Source organism: Lichenihabitans sp. PAMC28606 (assembly GCF_020616535.1).
GTDB lineage: Bacteria > Pseudomonadota > Alphaproteobacteria > Rhizobiales > Beijerinckiaceae > Lichenihabitans > Lichenihabitans psoromatis.
Map to the genome: position 1 here is coordinate 1119552 of NZ_CP085136.1, position 19274 is coordinate 1138825.

Genomic DNA, 19274 nt, shown 5'->3' on the forward strand with positions numbered 1-19274 from the left:
GCGCGAGGAGCATTGTCGCGTTAATTTACACCTCGTGCAGCCTTTAGGGCGTTCAGGAGACCCTCTGGATCCTGGTAAATATCGACAGCGCCTGCGTCCCTCAATGACGCTTCGGAGAAACCGCCGCACAATAAGCCGGTTGTTGCCATACCGGCCTTAGTCGCGGCCTCGACGTCGTAAGGCGTGTCACCAACCACCATTACGCGTGCCGGATCTATCTTTAGGCGATCGAGGGCGGCGTTGAAGATGTCTGGATGTGGCTTCGACCTCTCAGCGTCCTCCGATGTGGTTTCGGTCATCTTCAGGTCTTCGATCCCCGCAGCTCGCTTATAGACTTTAAGGTCGTCTGTCTTAGCCGAGGAGCCCAGCCCGACTTTGATGCCCCGCTCGATCAGGAAATCGAACAGCTCACGAACTTTCGGGAAGCCGACGACCTGAGGAAAGTACACTCGCTCAACCAATTCCTGTCGAGCGGCGTCAATCTTTTTGCCGTGTTTGTCGATCTCGTTCGGCTTAAGGAAGACAGGCATGAGTTGATCGCCTCCCTTGCCGATCTGGGATCTGATCTTCTCGACCTCGAACTGAAATCCAAATTTTGCGAAGGCTCTCTGCCAAGCCTCCGCGTGAAAATCGACGGTGTTCACGAGCGTTCCGTCCACGTCGAAGATTACGGCGGAGGCTTCAAGGATCTGTGGGTGCTTTTGTTCCATCTCGATCAACGCGCGCCCGACGGAAAAGATTGCCTGTAGCGTGGACGCCGAGCACGTCGGGATCTGTCACTATCCAGAGCGCGGACCAGAGCAGGCTTGGCGAAGCGGATCGGCGGCGTGGCGTCGCTGGACGATGCAAAACGAGCAGGATCTCAATCTCGCCTGCATCAAGCTGCCGGAGCAGCGGACCTGCGTTTGGGCTTTGAACCCGAGTTTCGCGCAGACGCCGTATGAAGCAGCGCCATAGTATTTTTAAACATTGAAATGGTCTCACCCTGTTGGGTGAGTTGATGAGACAGCTCAATTTTCGATATGTTGCTTGGAATCAACAACCACAAATACAGATAAATTGATGGAAATTCGGAACAGCAAATTCCGGAGACAGTCGGTCACTTCAATCTTCCATTCGGCATCGGGATACAAGTCCATAGACTCTCGGGCCAGAAGGTCCGCCGCATACTGCAACAATTCTGATTGGGCGCATTCATTGCTAGAAAGCAGGCTTCCCTCAATATCTCGAATGGCAGACCCACCGTAGACGTTGAAATGATAGCAAGGCAAAGCGCACCTCCCAATCAAAATTGGATCCTTCAGCTACGATGCGATTATGTTGCAGTTTCAAAGTTCGATCTTTTCTCCACCGAAGATGGCGATCGCGGCTTTGGGTGCTTAGAGATTGCTGAATATGGGATGAAGGCTATCGGCCGCGCGTTTCCAGGTCGAGCCTCACCCAGTCATCGATCCCTTGTCGACCTCGCCGAACTCGGCCGTGATTACCGCGTCCGCGAACTCACCGCTGTCAGGATCCCCCGTGCGCGAGAAGGCGATCGCGCCGACATGGGCCGGCACCAGCGCCCGGGCTCGACGCCGCGCTATGTCGCTGTTGGGCGCCTCGAGCGGCTCTCCGGCAACCAGGTCGCCCTCTTCGCTCCGGTCGAACGGCACGACGACATGGTAGGTGATCGGCATATGCGTCGCTCCGGCGGGTTGCGCTTGTTCCCATTTTGTTCTCATTTCCGGCGATGGGCAAGCCTCCTTCTCGTCTGTCCGACTGGCCTTGGGTTCAGGTTCGGATCAGCTGCAAGCTGTGTACCCGCCGGGGCTGCTACCGGCTGGCGCGGCTCGCCCACCGATTCGGCTCGGAGATGGACCTTGAGGCCCTGCTCAACGCGCTGGCTGCCGATTGCCCGTGGGACCACTGCGGCCGAGCGCCGCGCCCGTATCAGGCTCGGTGCGGCATCCGCTTCACGGACTGGGATATTGACCGGCCCCCGGCCGATCGACCGGCAACGCCTGTCCGGACCAAGCCACAGCCGCCAACCCAGTACCGCATGCCGCGGCTGGGAGACCTGCCAGGGCCAACGGTCGCGATCATCTGCGCACCATGCGGTCGCCGTGGCGTGCTCAACGTGGCGCGCCTGCTGGCTAGGCACGGGCCCGATCTGCCGCTTGCGGCGCTGATCAACATGGTGTCGGTGGATTGCCCCGGCCGGCGGCAGCACATGCCGCGATGCAGTGCGGTGTTCGAGGATATGCCGAGATCGAAGGGCTAAGTCGTTCGGAGAAGCCGTCCAATTAGCTCACGTTTGGACGTTCATTTTTTCCGAATCAGCGTTGATCTTGCTCGCAGACAATACAGCCTTCCAAGCTGAATACGAGGGTTCGATTCCCTCCACCCGCTCCAATTGCTCTCACTTACGTCAGTCGGGTCGATTTGAGTCCAGTCGATGTGGGTTCCTGCTGCCCGCGGCAGGACGATGCCCGCTTGGACATCGGCGCGCGCGGGCATCGATCCTGCGCTCAGGTCAGAACTGCACGCCCCGTGTCAGTGCCCCGTCGACCAGGAGATTGGTGCCCGTGACGAAGCTTGCGGCTGGGCTCGCCAGGAACACGACCGCATTGGCCATTTCCTGCGGTGTGCCCATCCGGCCGGTCGGATTGAGCGCAAGCGAGGTCTTGTAGAGATCCGGGTTGCCGTCCTTGATCTAATGCCACACCCCACCCTCGAAATAGGTATTGCCCGGCGACACCGTGTTGGCACGAATGCCTTGACCCGCAAGCTGATAGGCCAGCCCCTGCGTGTAGTGGATCAGCGCAGCCTTGAAGGCGCCGTAGGGTCCCGCCGCGAAGTCGATCTCGCGACCCGACACGCTCGATATGCTGACGATCGCGGCCGCCTCACTGCTTTCCAGAAACGGCATCGCAGCCTCGACGAGGCGCACGCACCCCATCATGTCGACCTCGAACCCGCGGCGCCAGCTCTCCTCGTCGGCGCCGATCGAGAGCGCGCTGACGTTCGCCACCACGATATCGATGCCGCCCATGGCTTTGCCGGCCGCTTCGACCCAGGATTTCAGGCCGGTGGCGTCGGCGATGTCGAGCACCGTGCCAAAGGCCTCGACGCCTTTCCCACGGATCGCCGCTTCGGTGGCGGCGGTCTCGGCCTCGTTGCGGGCGCAGAAGGCCACGGAAGCTCCCTCGCTGGCGAATGTCTCGACGATGGCGCGCCCGATGCCTTTCGTGCCGCCGGTCACGATGGCCTTGAGGCCCTTCAGATGCAGATCCAATCTCGTCTCCTTCCCTGTCGTCGGACCCCGTCTCAACGCTTGGCCGAAACCGCGTTCACGACATCGCCGACATGAACCGTAACCTCGCCCAGAAGACCCATGGTCGCCGAGAAGAAGGCTTTCGATCCGTCGCCGTCATTATGCGCCGTCATCGCGGCCGCATCTGCAAATCGTTCCTGCGTGATCAGGATCGAGGGATCATCGGTCGAGCGGATGACCACATAGTCAAGCGTGCCGGCTTCATGAGCCTTGACGTAGTCACCCACGGCCAAAAGCGCGCCCAGGACCGTCTCGATGCTGCCCGGCTTGCACCGGATGATGGCCATGAGGCTGACCATATGCGCGATCCTTACTGCAGCCGAGGATGCCGCTTGTGCCAGTCGGTCACGCTTTGGAACGCATGGCCGGCTCGACACAGCAGCGCCTCGTCGAGGTGACGACCGACGAGTTGCACACCGACGGGGCGCCCGTTGGACGTGACACCGGCCGGTAATGTGATCGTAGGCTGACCAGTCATGTTAAAAGCGGACGAGAACCGAAGCAGGTCGGCGATGACGGGATCGGCTTCGGCGGCTGTCAAAATGTCGGCCATGGTCGGGCCGCTCATGCCCTGAACCGGGACGAGCAGCAGGTCGATGCCATCCATCGCGGCCTCGACCTCGCCTCGGAAGGCGAGACGGCGCAACGCGATCTTCTGCAGATCGGCCGCCGTGACATCGGCCGCGATGTCGAGAAACTGCGCCAGGATCACGCCGTAATCGGCACGGCGAGACGGAAACGTCGCCTCGTGAGCCACGGCGGCTTCGACGGCGCAGAGCGGGAACCAATCCTGCAGCACTTGCTGGCTGTCCGGAAAGTCGATCTCGACCATCGTTGCGCCAAGGTCGACCAGGGCTCGCCGCGCCTCCTCGATGGCCGCCATGGCCGGCGCGTCGGTTCCTTCCGCCATCCAGCGCGGTGCGAGGCCGATCCGCAGGCCAGCGACACCGCCATCGATGCCGGCCAGATAATCGGGGACGGCCGCGCGGAGGCTGGTCGGATCCTTCGCGTCATATCCCGCGATCACCCCAAGCATGGCGGCGGCATCGCGAGCGCTACGGGTCATCGGACCGAGATTGTCGAGCGTGCCGCCGAGCTCGAACGCACCGTATCGGCTGACCCGCCCCCACGTCGGCTTGATGCCGGTCAGGCCGTTGGCGGCCGAGGGGAAGCGGATCGATCCACCCGTGTCGGACCCGATAGAGCCATAGCAGAGACCGGCGGCCGTCGCGGCGCCAGAGCCGCTCGAAGACGTGCCGGGCCAAGCCTCGACGTCCCACGGGTTCAGCGGCACCGTCATGTGAGGGTGATAACCCGCATAGGCGCCTTCGGTCATGGCGAGCTTGCCGAGAATAATGGCTCCGGCCGCGCGCAACCGCGCCACGACGGTGCCGTCCTCCGGCGCCATGAAGGCCCGATGCAGCGCCATGCCGGCGGCCGTTGGCGCATCGGCGGTCCAGCACAGGTCCTTGACGGCCAGTGGCACGCCATGCAGCGGACCGCGAACCACGCCGCGCGCGATCTCGGCTTCAGCCAGAGCGGCTTCGGCCAGGGCGCTCTCGGGCATCAAGCGCTCGTAGCTGTGCAAGGCGCCATCCTTGGCGGCGATCCGCTCGAGCATCGCCTCGGTCAACGCGACTGGTGAGACCGCCCCCGCCTGGATCTGCGCCGACACCTCGGTCAGTTCGGCAAAAGCCATCTCGCCGGTGAGCGTCACAGGGATTTCCAATCGGTGCCGGATTCAAAGGCCGAGGCAGCGGCATAAATCGACATTTCGTCGTAGCTCTTGGCCACCAGCATCATGCTGATCGGGAGCCCGTCGCTCATGCCGCATGGAATCGCCATGGCAGGATGGCCTGTGATGTCGAACGGGGCGGTGTTGGGCAGCATTTCGAAAGCGCGCTGCACGACGAGGCCGAGAGGCGCATCCGCCGGCGGGATTGGGGTGGCCTTCATGGGCAGGGTCGGCATCAGCAGCAGATCGTAGGTGCCGAGCGCCGCGTCGTAGGAGGCTTTCAGCATGCGAGTGAGATTCTGCGCCTTGGCGTAGAAACGTCCACGATATTGCGAGATGAAATACTGGCCCACCATCATGGTGATCTTCAGCGTATCCGACAGGCAATCGGCCCGCTCGCGCCACGCCGCATGGGCATCGAGCAACGAGACCGTATAGAGACCCTTCCAATTATAGCCCATGCCGTTGCCCAGCATCATCTGCATCTGAGCGCCCTCGCTGGCGACCGGCGTCCAGATCGCGGGGCCCCAGAGATGCTCCGGTAGCGAGATTTCGGTGACCTCGGCGCCCATCTCGCGCAATTTGCCCGCCGCCGCCCGCACCTTGGCGTCGACATCCTCCTCGCTTTGGGCGAAACCGAATCCCTCCTTCAGCACGGCGATCTTCATGCCTTTGACGCCGCGACCGAGCGCTTGCGTGTAGGGCGCAACCTTGGGGGCATATTGGCGCGGGTCGAGCCCGTCCTCGCCTGCCAGCACCTCCAGCATCAGCGCGTTATCGGCGACATTCGCGGTCATCGGGCCGGTATGGTCGATCGTGGATTCGATCGGCATGACCCCGGTATAGGGTACGAGGCCATGCGTCGCCTTCATGCCGTAGATGCCGCAATAAGCGGCCGGAATGCGGATCGAGCCGCCCTGGTCGCCGCCGATCGCCAGGTCGACCTCGCCTGATGCAACCAGCGCGGCACTCCCCGAGGAGCTGCCACCGGCCGAGTAGCCCATCTTGTGCGGGTTATGGACGGGGCCGCTCGCATTGGTGTGGCTTCCGCCCGAGAAGCAGAAATATTCGCAATGGGCCTTGCCCATGATCGTGGCGCCGGCGTCGAGCAGGCGTGTCACGATGGTGGCGTCGAGGTTGGGCACATAGCCTTCGAGGCTGGAGGCACCGTTCATCATCGGCACGCCGGCGAGGCAGACATTGTCCTTGAGCGCGACGGTTTTGCCCTTCAGCTTACCCTCGGGCGCGCCCTTCACCTCGCTTTTCACGTACCACGCGTTGAGCTTGTTCTCGCTCGCGGGAGGAAACACGCCGGGCGTGCGGGGATATTTCACCGCCGGGATGTAGTCGGGCAACGATTCCACGAGGTCATAGGCCGCAAAGCTGCCGGCCATGAGATCCATGAATTCGGCGATGCGCTCGGGCGAGAGGCTCATGCCGAGGCCGTCGACGATATCGGTCATCTGTTCGGGCGTGGGGCGTGCGACTGCCATAACGTTCTCCGTTGTTGGTGTGGCCTGAGGTCAGGCCGCCATACCGATGAGGTCCGCGACGATATCGGGATCGTCGAGTTGGTCGGGCCGCAGTTCGCCGGTGATGCGGCCTTTCTGGATCACCAACACACGGCTCGACAGTGCCGCGATGAACTCGAGGTTCTGCTCGACCAGGATCATGGCGATGCCGGATGTCTCGCGTAGCCGCTGCAAGGTCGCGGCGATCTCCTCGATGATCGAGGGCTGTATGCCCTCCGTCGGCTCGTCGAGCAGGATCAGCTTGGGTCGGGTGCAAAGGCATCGCGCCAAAGCCAGAAGCTGCTGCTCGCCGCCCGAAAGCGCCCCGCCCTGCCGATCGAGGAGCCGGGTCAGCCGGGGGAACAATTGCAGCGTCTCGTCGATGATGGCGCGGTTCTCGCGGCCACCCGCCACGCAGCCCATGCGGAGATTGTCGAGCACGCTGAGCGCCGGAAAGATCTCGCGACCCTGAGGCACGTAGCCCATGCCGCGCTTCACGCGCTCGAACGGTTTGAGATGGGTGATATCCTCGTCGAGCAGCGCCACACCGCCGTAGGTGGCCGGAATGAAGCCCATCAAGGTTCGCATCAGCGTCGTCTTGCCCATGCCGTTGTGGCCGAGGATGCCGAGGAACTCGCCGGCCCGGAGGCGAAGATCGATGCCGGTCAGCACCGGAACGCGGCCGTAGGAGGCTTGGAGGGCGGAGACCTGCAGCATCATGCGGCCTTCTTGCCAAGGTAGACGTCGCGCACTCGCTGATCGCGCATCACGGCATCGGCCTTGTCTTCCATCAGCACCGCGCCTTGGCTGAAGACGGTGATGAGGTTCGAGATCATGCGGATGAAAGCCATGTCGTGCTCCACCACGATGAGCGATTTGGTGCGGTTGATGGTGCGGATGATCTCGGCGGTCCGGCCAACCTCGTCGTGGTTCATGCCGGCGGCCGGCTCGTCGAGCAGGATGAGGTCGGGTTCACCAGCCAAGACGGTGCCGATCTCGACCCACTGGCGCTGGCCGTGCGACAGCGTTCCGACGATCCGGCCGGTGTCGCCGGTCAGCGCCACCGTTTCCAGCACCTGATCGACCAGCGCCTCCGCCTTCCTGTCGGCGTTCTTGCGACGGGCCGCGAGCCACAGGTTTTCGCGGATCGAGAGGCCGTTGAAGACCGATGGGGTCTGCGTCTTGATGCCGATACCGGCCCGCGCGATGGCATGCGACGACGCACCCGCGATCGACCGACCGCGATACACGATCGTGCCGGCGCTCGGCAGGAGTTGTCCGGTCAGCATCTTGAAGAACGTGCTCTTCCCCGCCCCGTTGGGACCGATCAGGCAGCGCAATTCGCCGGGCGCTAATGTGAAGTCGACCGTATCGACCGCAACCACGCCGCCGAAGCGCATCGTCAGGCCCTTGGTTTGCAGGAGGGGCTCGCTCATGCTCATTCTCCCGCCCGCGCCGGCGCGCCGCCGGGCGGCTCCACCATCGGGACCGCGATCTCGTCACGCGCTGCGGCGACGACGGCGGCGCGGCTCAGCTTGCGTCCCCGCCAGAGCCGAGATGTCAGTCTCTCGACGACAGGGACGACGCCGGCCGGCATCAGCAGCACGAAGACCAGCAGAATGATGCCGAGCACGAGATTGGCGTCGAGCGCCTGTTGGGTCCCGATCGCGGTGATCAGTTCCTGAATCGCGATGGCGCCGAGGACCGGCCCGATCAGCGTTCCGAGGCCGCCGATCATCACCCAGATGATGATCTGCGCCGATGTGGCGAGGCCGAAGATCGTCGGGCTGATGAAGGCTCCCCATAGCGTATAGAGGCAACCTGCCAGACCCGCGATGCCACCACCGATCACGAAGGCCAACAGCTTGTAGAGGCGCGGGTCATAACCGAGCAGCGAGGCGCGCGTCTCGTTCTCGCGGATCGCGACGACGACACGGCCGAAATGGCTCGCTAATAAAAGTCTGAGGCCGAGGAATATGGCGATCAGGCAGCCGCCCGTCAGATACCAATTGTCTTCCGGCGCGAACGCGTAATCGTTGAGCGGCAGGGTGATGCCGGGTACCGACGGAATGCCGTTGAAGCCGCCAAGCGCCGCCGCCCCGATCCGATAGGCATCGCCTGCCGTCGAATTGAAGACGTTGAAGAGGATCAAGGTCACGGTCAGGGTGATGACGCCGACATAGACGTTGCTGATACGGCCGTAGAACATGAAATAGCCGAGCAGCGCCGCAAACACGGTCGGCACCAAAACGGCGCAGATCAGCGGCACCACGCTGGTGGGGAAATTGAAGGCCGCCACCGCATAGGCGTAGCCACCGAGCCCGAAGAACGCGGCCTGTCCGAACGACAGGATGCCGCCAAAGCCCCAGATAAAGCCGAGGCTGAGAGCCAGGACGCCCATGGCCAGGAACACCGTCCACTGCATCAGCGTGAACGTATCGACCAGTTGCGGCGCGACACCGACCAGGACAGCGGCCAGCAAGCCGAGGAGAACAACCGGCATCGGGAGGGGGAAGCGCCGCATCAGAGGCTTCCCTTGAAGAAGCGGCCCGTGATGCCTTCCGGCAAGATGCGGATCAGCACCGTCGCGGCGACCAGGAGGATCACCTCACCGAAAACCGGCGTGGTGAAATACGATCCGAGCTGGTTGATGAAACCGAACAGCATGGCGGCCGACGCCGTCCCGGCCAGGATCGACGCGCCCCCGCCCACTACGGTAATGAATGCCTTGGCGATGAAGGCCGAACCCATCGTGGGCGAGACGCCCGATACGGGTGCCAGCAATCCACCCGCAAGGCCCGTGACGGCCGCGCCGATGCCAAACGTCATCATATAGATGCGCGTCGGATTGACCCCGAGCGCGGAGGCCATGTTCGGGTTCTGCATGGTGGCGCGGGCGATGAGGCCGAACCGGGTGAAGCGCATCACCACGACGACGGCGACCAGCAAGGCGAGCGCCACGAACGCCAGCACCAGCGTATAAAGGTCGGAGCGGTAGGCACCAACCTGGAAGCCGCCGAGCGGCGTTGGCACGCCCTTGATCGTATTGCCGAAAATGGTCGTGATCAGCCCGACGATGAAAAGGCTCAGTCCCCAAGTCGCCAGCATCGTGTCGACCAATCGGCCATAGAGAAAGCGGATCAGGGTCCGCTCGATCAGCAGCCCGACGAGCCCGACGAAGATGGGCGACACGACCAGCATCGCGATCCAGACGTTGACGCCGAGGTTGGTCGACACGACCGTTGCATAAGCGCCGAGCATCAGGAACTCGCCGTGAGCGAGGTTGATGATCCGCATCATGCCGAAGATGATCGCAAGCCCCAGGCTGATCAGCACCAGGGATGCGATGCCGCTCAGCACATTGAGGCCGATGATGGCCACGAGATCCATGGCGACAGCCTTTTCGATCGATCCGATACCGACGATCAGATCTTGATGACGTATTGCTGGTTGTCGGTCGGGTTCTTCACGAGGTCGCAGACCGCAGCCGTGTCGAGCGGCTTCTGGTCGGGATAGCTCCCCGTGACCGACCATTTCTTGTCCTTGACGACCGCCAGATAGGCGCTGCGGACCGCATGGTGGGTCGGTTTGTCGATGGTGACCTGGCCGCTCGGCCCGGCGAAGCTGATGCCGGTTTCAAGCGCCTCGATCATCTTCATTCGGTCGATCGAGCCCGCCTTCCTCACGGCCTCGGCCCAGATGTGGACGCCCTCGTAAGTCGCGCAGGCGAGCTCGCTGATATACGGAATATCCTTCCCGTATTTCTCGTGCATCTTGTCCACATAGGCCTTGCTGGCCGGGGTGGTGAGTTCTTCGAAGAAGCCGTAGGCGCCCATGATGCCCTCGCTCTCCTTCGCGTCGAGGGTCGATGGCTCGTTGACGAGGCCGAAGGTGGTCGAGGCGATCGGGATCTGGCTCTTCATGCCGGCCGCCGTCCACTGACGGTAAAAAGCGGTGTGGTTGCCGCCAACCAAGGCCGACAGTATGAGGTCGGGCTTGGCCTGCTGGATCTTGCTGATCGTGGGACCGAAATTGGTAACGTCGAGGGGGAAAAATTCAGTCGAGAGGACCGTCCCGCCATTGTCCTGGCAGTATTTGGTCATCCATTTGGCGGTGATCTGGCCGTAATTATAATCAGCCGCGATGATGTAGGCCTTCTTGCCGCTTTTGCTCATCGCATCCGGCACGAGCTTTTGCACGGTTTGGGCCGGTGTGGTGCCGAGGCAGAATTCGTTGCGGTCGCAGACTCCACCCTCATAGAGCGTGTTGTAGAAATAGAGCACTTTGAACCGGTCGAAGATCGGCCGGATCGCCTCGCGCGAGGCCGATGTGATGCCTCCGTGCACCACCGCGACCTTGTCTTTGAGGGCGAGTTGCTGGGCATATTGCGTGTAAAGCTGAATGTTGGACTGGGGATCGTAAGACACGATCTTCAGCGGCCGACCGAGCAGACCGCCAGCGGCATTGAGCTCTTCGACGGCGAGCTGCACGCTGAGCACCATCGGCTGTCCGCTTGTGCCGAGCGGACCCGATTGATCATGCAGGCTGCCGACCAGAATCGGGTTCTCCGCACCGAGCGCGGTGTAGCGCAGGACGGCCGGCGAGAGGATGAGGCCGCCGGTCGCCGCCGCGGTCGAAGTCAATACTCTGCGACGTGTCCAATTCATAAGATGCAGCCTTGCAACGAAGGGAAATCACGTCTGCGAGGCGACATGACGAAGCGAAGGAGGCGAAATCCCGTCGCGCTTGATCGTCTGCAGACACCAGGACTTCACCACTCGATGCTTGAAATTTCAAGTATCAAAGATTCAACATCTTTGCGGTTGCATTGCACAATATGGCGGCGGGTTTGCCTCATTCTTGGGATTTACCTGCTCTGCACGACGCGAACGTCGACGCCGTCGGCGACCGCGAGATGCACCCAGCGGCTGCGCTCACGCGTCGGGTCCGAGGCGCGAGCACTGCGATGAAGCGGCGTTGCCCCGTTGACGACAGACCGCATCGCCGCAGCGGACGAGGTTCCGGCGACGCCCATCAGCGCCGCGAGATAGTGCAGCCCCTCGTAGCAGGATTGCCCAATGTCGTTTTGCACCGGCGGCGACGCGCCGAAGGCTGCGTGGTACCGCTCCCGAAAAGCGTCGTTCTCCGGCGAACGGAGGTGGGCGAAGTAGCCGCTCGAAAGGTGCATGTTCTCGGTATTCTCGGCCCCGATCCCGTAGAGAACGTTTTCATCGATCGCGGTCGCGAAGCGGAGCACGTCGCCAGCGAGCCCGGCTTCCGCAAAGGCTCGATTAAACCGCACGGCATCTTCGCCGATCAGCGACATCAGGACGGCATCGGGGCGATCGGCGCGGATTTGATCGAGGATCGGTTCGTAATCCTCGAGATCGAAAGGCAGCAGCGCACTCCCAAGCACACGGCAACCCAGCTGGCGCAGCATCTGCCGCGCATGACGATGAACGACATGGGGCCAGATGTAATCATTCCCAATCAGCCACCACCGCTCGGCGCGACGATGGGTCGTGAGCCACTCGATGCCCGGACGCAGCAGCCGGTCTGGCGTTTCGCCAATCGCGAAGACGTTGCCGACGGCGTCGCCGCCCTCATAGAGCGGCGTATAAACGTAAGGCATGTCGGGCGGAATCTGCGACGCGACGATGCCCCGGAGATCGCTGAGGTGCATCCCGACCAGTGCATCGACGGATTGGCTCACCACGATGTCGTGGAGGACGCGCTCGACATGGCTGCGTGTTTGGCCGGCGTCGATGATGACGAGATCGACGGATTGACGGAGCATTCCTGCGCCCGCGTTCAGCTCGGCGACGGCGAGACGCGCGCTCGCCTCGCAGGACGGTCCCCAGATCCCCGCTGCGCCCTGCATCGGAATGAGCAAGCCAACTTTGATGGAAATCCCCCGCGCCAGCGACAGTCGTGAGAACGGAGCTTTGCAAGCCATATGCCGTCTGTCGCGAGGTGACCCACCTTCACGATGGACAGCGCGGACCGCCACCCTTAAAGCGATCAGAGGTGGTGCGCGAAAACAAGATCTCGATGACCGACCCCGTGACCGACCAATTCTCCTATCTCGTCGCCAAGATCGCCGCTCAGCTCGATGCGCGGGTCAAATCCGTCGTCGCCTGCGCCAATCTTTCGCCCGAGCAATGGCGCATTCTCGCGCTGCTCGATGAACGGGACGGGCGATCGATGAGTGATCTCGCCCAGATGGCGTTTGTCGAAGCCGCGACCCTGACCAAGATGATCGACCGGTTAGTATCGGACGCCATGGTGTATCGCGCGCCCGATACCCGCGATCGCCGTCGCGTGCTCGTTTTTCTGTCCTGCAAGGCGCGTGACCGCATTGCGGCGATCAAGCCTCAGCTGGCCGCCGAGGATGTGGCCGTCACGAAGCGGCTCGGTCCGCTGACTGTCCGCGCGCTGCAAGCGATGTCTCAACATCTCGAAGTGCTGCGCCGCGAAGCGGACCGGTTGGTACGCGAGCCCGATGAGAAGGTGCTGGCGCAAGGCTCGAAGTAGCGTCGTCGCGCAGAGCCGATCGCTCAGGCCGGCAAGCTGCTGGACGGCAGCCTCTCGCGAGCACCGTCCTTGCACGGGCGTCATGGTGTTAGGCCAAATGCCTGCGAGCCGTTGGCCTCGACGCTTGCGTCACATCACCGGAGGAGCGGCGGGCTGGATGACGTCGCTCGCGACATTCGTGTTGGTCGACGACGTCTGCGGTTGCTCGACAGATCCGGAGAGAGCCCCCTCGGCGAGTGTGAAGACGAGCAATTCGTGCCTGATCTGCCGGGTGGACGGCAGCGGGAGGCGGCGTCCAAAACGCGTCGATTGAGCCATGGCACGAACCTGTTCTGTTGCCTTGCCGGCGCACCGATTGGCGCGCGTCGACCGTCGAAATTCAGTCTTCTTCGCCTGAATAAGGGGGGGAGGCTTCGACCAACACGGCATCAGGCTCGTTGCTGACGGGGCTTAGCTTATCCTCTGGCGCAACGCGCCTGAAATTCTCGACCGCGCTCTTGATGCGATACTGGAGAAAACTGCCAACTGGTGGCAGTTGCGCCTCGATCGTGAACGGATTCAGTTTGGCGAAAAGCTGCTCGCCTTGAAAGTCGAGCACGACGCTGTCTCCAACTGAATATCGATGAGTGCTCATGTCATGTCCTCCGTCACGTCGTCTCGGCTTGCGCGACCGCCATACTCGCCGCACCGACACGACTGCGGATCTCCATCACGACAATAGCGGGGGTCGCCCATCGGCTGCGGCTTCATCGCCCTGACCTCGACGACCCGCTCGTGCAGTATCGCAAGCGACCGTCGTCAACGGTTATACTGTGCTACACTTTATCGCAACCGTGCTTCTCTACCACGGGGCGCGCTACGGTGCACGCAAGTATTTTCCCGCCGATCGCGAGCAGCTCCCCCTAAAATACTCGTCTGATACTTTTTCGTTCAGCCGCAAAAGGGCGGTGCGGGAGCTACATTTCTACCGTAAAGACACGGCATTACCTCACTTGGATTATCGTTCCACCGCGGAACGAGATGGAACTGAATTGCGGTTTGCTCTTTTTCAGGAGGATCGATGTCATTGGGGGTGCCGGCCGGGCGCTCGCATCACTTGGCGATGGGAGCATGAGCGATGTCCGACCCTGAGGACGCAGACCTGCGGCTTGCGAGCATCAACGCTGCGATGACGACGGCCTTCGACCATGTGACGGATGCACGCGATGCTGCTGTGATCGGCATGCTTCTCCAGAGCCTCGATGCGACGGGGATTGGCCTTTGTCTCTGCGACGAACAGGATCATATCCGCTATGCCAATACCGCGTTCCGCTCGGCTTTTCTGACAAGCCTCAGCAGGTCGCCCATCAATTTCGTCGACGCGCTGGCGGATGCGATCGAAGCGGGCGTCGGGATCAAGCTCGAATCGCAGCCACTCGATCAATTTGTGACGCGCGTGAAAGAGCGGCGGCGAACCCACAAACAAGCGCTGAGTTTCCCGGTTGACCTCGCCGATGGCAGCTGGTGGTGGGTGAACGATCATCCGCTCGAAACAGGCTGGATGCTGGTGATCGCCAGCGAGATATCCTCGATGAAGACTGAGGAGTCGCGGCTGAAATTAGCGCATGCCGATGCCGTGAAAGCGGCCCAGACAGATTTTCTGACCGGATTGCCCAATCGGAGGCAAGGCTTCGAAGCGGCAGAGGTCGCCATGGCGGTCTTTCGTGCCAATCGCCTGCCGCTCACTTTGGCTTTGTTGGACATCGATTATTTCAAGCAGATCAACGATGCTCACGGACATGAGACCGGCGACCAGTTGCTGATTCACCTCGCCAATACTCTGTCGGCACGGCTCGGCCCACAGGATCAACTCAGTCGGATCGGCGGAGAGGAGTTTCTGCTTATCATGCCGAGTACCTCACTGTCGCGAGCCGAGCTTAAAATCACCCGTCTTCTCGACGCGATAGAGCCTTTGTCGCGACGAGACGGCCAGAGCTTGACCGTGACGCTCAGTGCAGGTCTCGTCGCTCCCGATCCGGGCGAGACCTTCAAAGATGCTCTCCGACGCGCCGACAAGGCGCTTTATTCAGCCAAGGCCCAGGGCCGCAATCGGATCGAACTGAGCAGGCCAGGCTGACGGATGAAAGTCTCGGCACGATCAGGACGTGGCTGGCGATCGCTCCGGCGCATGCGCGACGAAGCGATCGGGATTTCGGACATGACCATCGCCGAGGCCGATGCCGTCATCGTGGCCCCGGATATCGATCTGCACAGGGTTGCGCGACTGCGCTCAACGTCGTTTGGACGGCCCATTCTGCTCGAGATCGACGAGGTCGAAACCGCCGATACGGCGCTCATACACTGGTTACCTGCTTGGCCGGATGGCATTGTCCTGCGTCGCTGCCGATCGGCGTTCGACGTTCAACATCTCAGCGCGAAGCTTGCGGTTCGCGAAGCGGATGCTGATGTGCCGCATGGCACCACCGTCGTGATCGCAATGGCGGGCAGCAGTGCGTCAAGCCTGCTCGACATCGCAAGCTTCCGCGATGCTGGGGCGCGGCTCATCGGTCTTGGCTGGGACGATTGCGATCTCGCGGCCGACCTTGGTACCGAGCCTGCCACCTTTGCTGCCACCGATCTGTGGCTGTCGGCTCGCTCAAGGGTGGCGCTGGGTGCGGCGGCCGCGGGCGTACTCGCTCTCGATACGGCTCATTCGGAAGCGGCGTGTCAGCTTGGGCCGCGTTGCGCGCAAGCCAGGGCACTCGGCTTTGCAGCGAAGATCGCGGGGCGCGCGGGCGAGACAGCCACCATCAACGAGGCGCTGCGGCGCGGCCCTATCGGAGCGTGATCGTGCCCCCTCTCCCCAACACATTCGTCTGGATCGATCAGGCGCAACGGCTCGAACTCTCGATCGAGCGCCGAGGGCAAGGGCCAACACTGCTGATGCTGCCCGCGCTGAGTTCGATTTCGACCCTCGGCGAAATGCAACCGCTTCAGGACAGGCTCACCGATCATTTTCAGACCGTCGCGCTCGATTGGCCCGGCTTTGGCACGCGACCGCGTCCCCTGCGGATCTGGGACCGAAAAGCGATGCAGACCTATCTGGATGTCGTGCTCGACACAGTGGTCCAAGCCCCCTTGCGACACTCGCAGCAGGCCATGCGGCGGGCTATCTGCTCGATGCCGCTATGCGCCGGCCCGGCCTTGCAGGCCGACTGGTTCTGCTGGCGCCCACCTGGCGTGGCCCGTTGCCGACCATGATGGGTCGGCGCTCGAGGCTCGGCGAGCGGGTCGGCCGCGCCGCTGAGGTCCCGCTTCTCGGATCGCTGCTCTACCGCCTCAACCTCAATCCGCCGATGGTCCGCCTCATGGCGCGCCAGCATGTTTATACGGATCCGACTTGGCTGTCGGGCGACCGCATGGCCGCCAAGATGCGCGTGGTCAACCAAACCGGCGCGCGTCATGCGTCCTTACGTTTTGTCGCCGGTCTCCTCGATCCGTTCGACGATCACGAGGCTTTTCTGGCTGCGGCCACGCTGGTCCGTGACCCGATTCTCGTCGTCTATGGAGACCAAGCTCCGCCGAAGTCGAAAGCCGAAATGGCTGCGCTCTCGGCTCTTCCGCATGTCGAGACGATCGTCCTGCCGAACGGAAAGCTGGCGCTGCACGAGGAATGGCCCGACGAGGTCGCGGTCGCCATTCGGCCGTTTCTATCGCGATAAACTCGCCTCAGCGCACCCCGGAGGTCGTGACATCGCCCCCGGCGCCGCGCGGTCGCGCGATCGAGAAAAGCGTGTCGACGACGGCATAATCGGCATAGCCGCACCGCGCGATAGGCTGCATGGCCGCTGTATCGATGCGTCCATCATGGATATACGCGTCGTCGATATGGACACCGACGACTTGGCCGAGAACGAGAAAATTGTTGATCTGCTGGCCCTCGACGTCTTTCAGCGTGACGATCTCGATCAGGCGGCATTCAAGCGCGCACGGACTTTCGGCCACGCGGGGCGCTTTCACGATCGTCGAGGGGGCGGGAGTCAGCCCGGCATGGGCGAATTCACTCGTGCCGCGCGGGAGCGGCGCCGACGAGGCGTTCATGGCATCGCGCAGCGCGTAGGTCGGCATGTTCCAGACGAACTCTCGCGTTTCCTCAATGAAGGCGACGCTGTCTTTTCGCCCCTCGCTCGAGAAAGCGATGATGCAGACGGGTGTCGACGCAATCGCATTGAAAAACGAGTAGGGCGCGAGGTTGAACGCTCCATCGTGATTGATCGAGCTGATCCAGCCGATCGGACGCGGCACGATCATGGCCTTGAACGGATCATGCGGGAGGATGGTCGTGTCGCGTGCCTCGGGCCGGTAGAACAACGGCTTGATCCTTCAGGTTGCGCTTAGAAACGGGTGACGATGTCCGCCAGCACGGGACGGATGCGATCGTCCAACACGGCTGTCGGATGTCCGATATGAATGAATCCGGCCACGTTCTCCGTGTCGGCCAAGCCCAACGCGGCTTTGGCGCGCGTGTCGTAGGCGTACCATTCGGTGAGCCAGGACGTGCCGAACCCCATCGCATTGGCCGCCACCGTCAGGTTCATGGCCACGGCGCCAGCCGACAGGATCTGCTCCCATTCGGGAATTTTGACATGCGGCGCCGCGCGCGAGACGATCGCGACCACGACCGGCGCATGCATCAGGCGCGCCCGTTCGAGCTCAAGGCGCTTGGCCGGCGTGTCGGGATTATCGTCCAGCACGATCTTGGCGAGTAGATCGCCTGCACGGGCGCGCCCCTCGCCCTCGAAGACGATGAAGCGCCAAGGCGCGAGCTTGCCATGATCGGGAACACGGGCCGCGATGGTCAACAGCGCGTCGAGTTGCTCGGACGTCGGACCCGGAGCCGTCATCGATTGCGGCGGCACGGATCTGCGATGCTGCAACAGGGCGATAGTCTGATTTGCGCTTGTCTGATCGGTCATGCGGAAACTCGAAGCACAATCGGCATCGAACGACAAGCTGTGCAAGCCGTCACCGTCGCGGCACTTGGGCTGACTACCCTTGTGCCGAAGGGGCCGTTTGGGTCACAAGCGGACACGCGAGTCATCAATCGGTCCGAATTGGTCCACATGGCTCGGTATGGCAGCGCAAGACATGCGACCTCGAGACCAAGAGCGATGACAGAGCGGATGATCGCGTGACGCCGGCCTATCAAGAATTCTCGGCCTCTCTTCTCGTCGCGATCCTGGTTGGTGGCACGCCGTTTTCCGCTTTGGCGCAGACCCAAGCCGACTTGCCGAGGCTCGCGACGCCACAAGTCCGACCACCGGAACCAATCGCTGCGGCTTCGGCGCATGATGCAGCGCCTGCGGCTCCGACAAGCGAGCAGCCGGAGTCGGGCAAATCGCTGCTTCATGTCTCGGCGGGATTGACGGTCGATTCGACCTATCTGAGAGCCGGTCTGATGTGGCGTGTCTTCGACGCGACACCAACGGCTGCGGGAACCTACACGCTCGTGGCGCAATCGACCGACGCACAGGCCACGTTCAAGCTGGGTGACGGGTCGTACATGGTGCATATCGCCTATGGTTTCGCGAGTGCGATGAAGCAGGTGCAGATCACCGGCCGCACCGTGACCGAGCGCCTCAACCTCAATGCCGGCGGCATCGAGGTCAAAGGTTTGAACGGCGATGATCCCATCACGCCGGATCGGTTATCGCTGTCGATCTTCGTGCCGGAGCGGAATAATTCGGAAGCCAAGCTCGTGGTTTCGGGCGCCAAACCCGGGCAGATCATCCGCTTGCCGGAAGGTCCTTATCACGTCGTCTCAACTTATCTCGACACGGTCGGGGTTGGCTCTCTCACGCCGGTGACCGACACGAATTCGACCGTGAGCGCCGATCTTCGCGTGCAAGCCGGCAAGCTGATCGAGGCCACTGTGCGGCACAGGACAGCCGTCTTGACGCTCAAACTCGTGAATGCCGCCGGCGGCGAAGCCCTGGCCAATACGAGTTTCACGATCCTGACGCCCGGCGGCGACATCATTCGCGAGCTGATCGGGGCATTTCCCTCGCTAGTCCTGGCCGAGGGCGACTATCTCGTGATCGCACGTCATAATGGGCGCACGTTCCAGAGCGAGTTCAAGGTGCAGTCCAACCTCGATCGCGACGTGGAAGTCATCGCCCAGTCGCAACCCTGAACCCTG

The 19274-nt window shown here is 62.4% G+C and carries 23 protein-coding genes and 1 pseudogene; 7 read left to right on the plus strand and 17 right to left on the minus strand.

All coding sequences use genetic code 11. The features are described 5' to 3' along the window. Nucleotides 1-20: 20 nt before the first annotated feature. Complete coding sequence (locus tag LGH83_RS05385; RefSeq protein WP_227401736.1) at nt 21-710, minus strand: HAD family hydrolase; 690 nt, start codon at nt 708-710, stop codon at nt 21-23. A 40-nt stretch (nt 711-750) separates the two neighbouring features. Here LGH83_RS05385 and LGH83_RS05390 point away from each other — a divergent pair, with 40 nt between their 5' ends. Continuing rightward, on the plus strand, nt 751-957 hold the full coding sequence (locus LGH83_RS05390; protein WP_227400917.1) for a hypothetical protein: 207 nt from the start codon (nt 751-753) through the stop codon (nt 955-957). 53 nt (nt 958-1010) lie between these two features. On the opposite strand, the gene LGH83_RS20075 is transcribed toward LGH83_RS05390, so the two are convergent. The 12 genes and pseudogenes from LGH83_RS20075 to LGH83_RS05445 form a co-directional block, all read right to left on the minus strand. After that, nucleotides 1011-1289: a DUF6894 family protein gene (locus LGH83_RS20075; protein ID WP_413771106.1), complete on the minus strand. Its 279-nt coding sequence runs from the start codon at nt 1287-1289 to the stop codon at nt 1011-1013. A 147-nt stretch (nt 1290-1436) separates the two neighbouring features. Next, nucleotides 1437-1679: a hypothetical protein gene (locus LGH83_RS05395; RefSeq protein WP_227400918.1), complete on the minus strand. Its 243-nt coding sequence runs from the start codon at nt 1677-1679 to the stop codon at nt 1437-1439. Between the two features lie 836 nt (nt 1680-2515). Then, nucleotides 2516-3277: pseudogene (locus LGH83_RS05400) on the minus strand (SDR family NAD(P)-dependent oxidoreductase). A gap of 32 nt (nt 3278-3309) precedes the next feature. Then, a complete protein-coding gene (locus LGH83_RS05405; protein WP_227400919.1) occupies nt 3310-3615 on the minus strand; it encodes a putative quinol monooxygenase in 306 nt (101 codons plus the stop codon). Between the two features lie 11 nt (nt 3616-3626). After that, a complete protein-coding gene (locus LGH83_RS05410; protein WP_319799607.1) occupies nt 3627-5033 on the minus strand; it encodes an amidase in 1407 nt (468 codons plus the stop codon). Continuing rightward, a complete protein-coding gene (locus tag LGH83_RS05415; protein WP_227400920.1) occupies nt 5030-6544 on the minus strand; it encodes an amidase in 1515 nt (504 codons plus the stop codon). Before LGH83_RS05415 ends, LGH83_RS05410 begins: the two co-directional genes overlap by 4 nt. Before the next feature lie 30 nt (nt 6545-6574). Next, entirely contained in the window at nt 6575-7282 is a 708-nt protein-coding gene (locus tag LGH83_RS05420) for an ABC transporter ATP-binding protein (RefSeq protein WP_227400921.1), read from the minus strand. After that, nucleotides 7279-7998, minus strand: coding sequence for an ATP-binding cassette domain-containing protein (locus LGH83_RS05425; protein ID WP_413771107.1), 720 nt, complete (start codon nt 7996-7998; stop codon nt 7279-7281). The genes LGH83_RS05420 and LGH83_RS05425 overlap by 4 nt, the downstream gene beginning before the upstream one ends. A 2-nt stretch (nt 7999-8000) precedes the next feature. Then, nucleotides 8001-9086: an ABC transporter permease subunit gene (locus tag LGH83_RS05430; RefSeq protein WP_227400922.1), complete on the minus strand. Its 1086-nt coding sequence runs from the start codon at nt 9084-9086 to the stop codon at nt 8001-8003. Then, nucleotides 9086-9952: a branched-chain amino acid ABC transporter permease gene (locus tag LGH83_RS05435; protein WP_131194805.1), complete on the minus strand. Its 867-nt coding sequence runs from the start codon at nt 9950-9952 to the stop codon at nt 9086-9088. The genes LGH83_RS05430 and LGH83_RS05435 overlap by 1 nt, the downstream gene beginning before the upstream one ends. Nucleotides 9953-9987: 35 nt before the next feature. After that, the gene (locus LGH83_RS05440) at nt 9988-11229 is read right to left on the minus strand and encodes an ABC transporter substrate-binding protein (protein WP_227400923.1); all 1242 of its coding nucleotides are present in this window, start codon (nt 11227-11229) and stop codon (nt 9988-9990) included. A 200-nt stretch (nt 11230-11429) separates the two neighbouring features. Beyond that, nucleotides 11430-12518 (minus strand): substrate-binding domain-containing protein, encoded by a 1089-nt coding sequence (locus tag LGH83_RS05445; RefSeq protein ID WP_227400924.1) that lies wholly within the window; start codon nt 12516-12518, stop codon nt 11430-11432. 95 nt (nt 12519-12613) lie between these two features. Between LGH83_RS05445 and LGH83_RS05450 the strand changes: the two genes are divergently transcribed. Beyond that, nucleotides 12614-13096 (plus strand): MarR family winged helix-turn-helix transcriptional regulator, encoded by a 483-nt coding sequence (locus LGH83_RS05450; RefSeq protein ID WP_227400925.1) that lies wholly within the window; start codon nt 12614-12616, stop codon nt 13094-13096. A 129-nt stretch (nt 13097-13225) separates the two neighbouring features. Here LGH83_RS05450 and LGH83_RS05455 read toward each other — a convergent pair whose 3' ends face one another. Continuing rightward, a complete protein-coding gene (locus tag LGH83_RS05455) occupies nt 13226-13414 on the minus strand; it encodes a hypothetical protein (RefSeq protein WP_227400926.1) in 189 nt (62 codons plus the stop codon). 61 nt (nt 13415-13475) lie between these two features. Next, nucleotides 13476-13730: a hypothetical protein gene (locus LGH83_RS05460; protein WP_227400927.1), complete on the minus strand. Its 255-nt coding sequence runs from the start codon at nt 13728-13730 to the stop codon at nt 13476-13478. 483 nt (nt 13731-14213) lie between these two features. On the opposite strand from LGH83_RS05460, the gene LGH83_RS05465 reads away from it, so the two are divergent. The 4 genes from LGH83_RS05465 (at nt 14214) to LGH83_RS05480 (ending at nt 16797) form a co-directional block, all read left to right on the plus strand. Continuing rightward, nucleotides 14214-15212, plus strand: coding sequence for a sensor domain-containing diguanylate cyclase (locus LGH83_RS05465; protein ID WP_227400928.1), 999 nt, complete (start codon nt 14214-14216; stop codon nt 15210-15212). An 81-nt stretch (nt 15213-15293) separates the two neighbouring features. Next, nucleotides 15294-15923, plus strand: a complete 630-nt coding sequence (locus tag LGH83_RS05470) for a hypothetical protein (RefSeq protein ID WP_227400929.1) — start codon at nt 15294-15296, stop codon at nt 15921-15923. Between the two features lie 2 nt (nt 15924-15925). After that, nucleotides 15926-16336 carry an alpha/beta fold hydrolase gene (locus tag LGH83_RS05475; RefSeq protein WP_227400930.1) on the plus strand — a complete coding sequence of 137 codons (411 nt, stop codon included), beginning with the start codon at nt 15926-15928 and terminating at the stop codon, nt 16334-16336. Next, on the plus strand, nt 16333-16797 hold the full coding sequence (locus tag LGH83_RS05480) for an alpha/beta fold hydrolase (RefSeq protein WP_227400931.1): 465 nt from the start codon (nt 16333-16335) through the stop codon (nt 16795-16797). Before LGH83_RS05475 ends, LGH83_RS05480 begins: the two co-directional genes overlap by 4 nt. 7 nt (nt 16798-16804) lie before the next feature. Here the strand turns inward: LGH83_RS05480 and LGH83_RS05485 are convergent, their stop codons facing one another. Further along, on the minus strand, nt 16805-17386 hold the full coding sequence (locus LGH83_RS05485; RefSeq protein WP_131194847.1) for a flavin reductase family protein: 582 nt from the start codon (nt 17384-17386) through the stop codon (nt 16805-16807). Between the two features lie 83 nt (nt 17387-17469). Continuing rightward, nucleotides 17470-18051 (minus strand): nitroreductase, encoded by a 582-nt coding sequence (locus tag LGH83_RS05490; RefSeq protein ID WP_227400932.1) that lies wholly within the window; start codon nt 18049-18051, stop codon nt 17470-17472. Between the two features lie 215 nt (nt 18052-18266). Between LGH83_RS05490 and LGH83_RS05495 the strand changes: the two genes are divergently transcribed. Further along, nucleotides 18267-19268, plus strand: a complete 1002-nt coding sequence (locus tag LGH83_RS05495; RefSeq protein WP_227400933.1) for a hypothetical protein — start codon at nt 18267-18269, stop codon at nt 19266-19268. Nucleotides 19269-19274 lie beyond the last annotated feature (6 nt).

Coding starts and splice junctions, on each gene's coding strand:
- LGH83_RS05385 (WP_227401736.1), bottom strand. CDS start 710: ATGGAACAAAAGCACCCACAGATCCTTGAAGCCTCCGCCGTAATCTTC.
- LGH83_RS05395 (WP_227400918.1), bottom strand. CDS start 1,679: ATGCCGATCACCTACCATGTCGTCGTGCCGTTCGACCGGAGCGAAGAG.
- LGH83_RS05405 (WP_227400919.1), bottom strand. CDS start 3,615: ATGGTCAGCCTCATGGCCATCATCCGGTGCAAGCCGGGCAGCATCGAG.
- LGH83_RS05415 (WP_227400920.1), bottom strand. CDS start 6,544: ATGGCAGTCGCACGCCCCACGCCCGAACAGATGACCGATATCGTCGAC.
- LGH83_RS05420 (WP_227400921.1), bottom strand. CDS start 7,282: ATGATGCTGCAGGTCTCCGCCCTCCAAGCCTCCTACGGCCGCGTTCCG.
- LGH83_RS05425 (WP_413771107.1), bottom strand. CDS start 7,998: ATGAGCGAGCCCCTCCTGCAAACCAAGGGCCTGACGATGCGCTTCGGC.
- LGH83_RS05430 (WP_227400922.1), bottom strand. CDS start 9,086: ATGCGGCGCTTCCCCCTCCCGATGCCGGTTGTTCTCCTCGGCTTGCTG.
- LGH83_RS05435 (WP_131194805.1), bottom strand. CDS start 9,952: ATGGATCTCGTGGCCATCATCGGCCTCAATGTGCTGAGCGGCATCGCA.
- LGH83_RS05440 (WP_227400923.1), bottom strand. CDS start 11,229: ATGAATTGGACACGTCGCAGAGTATTGACTTCGACCGCGGCGGCGACC.
- LGH83_RS05445 (WP_227400924.1), bottom strand. CDS start 12,518: ATGGCTTGCAAAGCTCCGTTCTCACGACTGTCGCTGGCGCGGGGGATT.
- LGH83_RS05450 (WP_227400925.1), top strand. CDS start 12,614: ATGACCGACCCCGTGACCGACCAATTCTCCTATCTCGTCGCCAAGATC.
- LGH83_RS05455 (WP_227400926.1), bottom strand. CDS start 13,414: ATGGCTCAATCGACGCGTTTTGGACGCCGCCTCCCGCTGCCGTCCACC.
- LGH83_RS05460 (WP_227400927.1), bottom strand. CDS start 13,730: ATGAGCACTCATCGATATTCAGTTGGAGACAGCGTCGTGCTCGACTTT.
- LGH83_RS05465 (WP_227400928.1), top strand. CDS start 14,214: ATGTCCGACCCTGAGGACGCAGACCTGCGGCTTGCGAGCATCAACGCT.
- LGH83_RS05470 (WP_227400929.1), top strand. CDS start 15,294: ATGACCATCGCCGAGGCCGATGCCGTCATCGTGGCCCCGGATATCGAT.
- LGH83_RS05480 (WP_227400931.1), top strand. CDS start 16,333: ATGATGGGTCGGCGCTCGAGGCTCGGCGAGCGGGTCGGCCGCGCCGCT.
- LGH83_RS05485 (WP_131194847.1), bottom strand. CDS start 17,386: ATGATCGTGCCGCGTCCGATCGGCTGGATCAGCTCGATCAATCACGAT.
- LGH83_RS05490 (WP_227400932.1), bottom strand. CDS start 18,051: ATGACCGATCAGACAAGCGCAAATCAGACTATCGCCCTGTTGCAGCAT.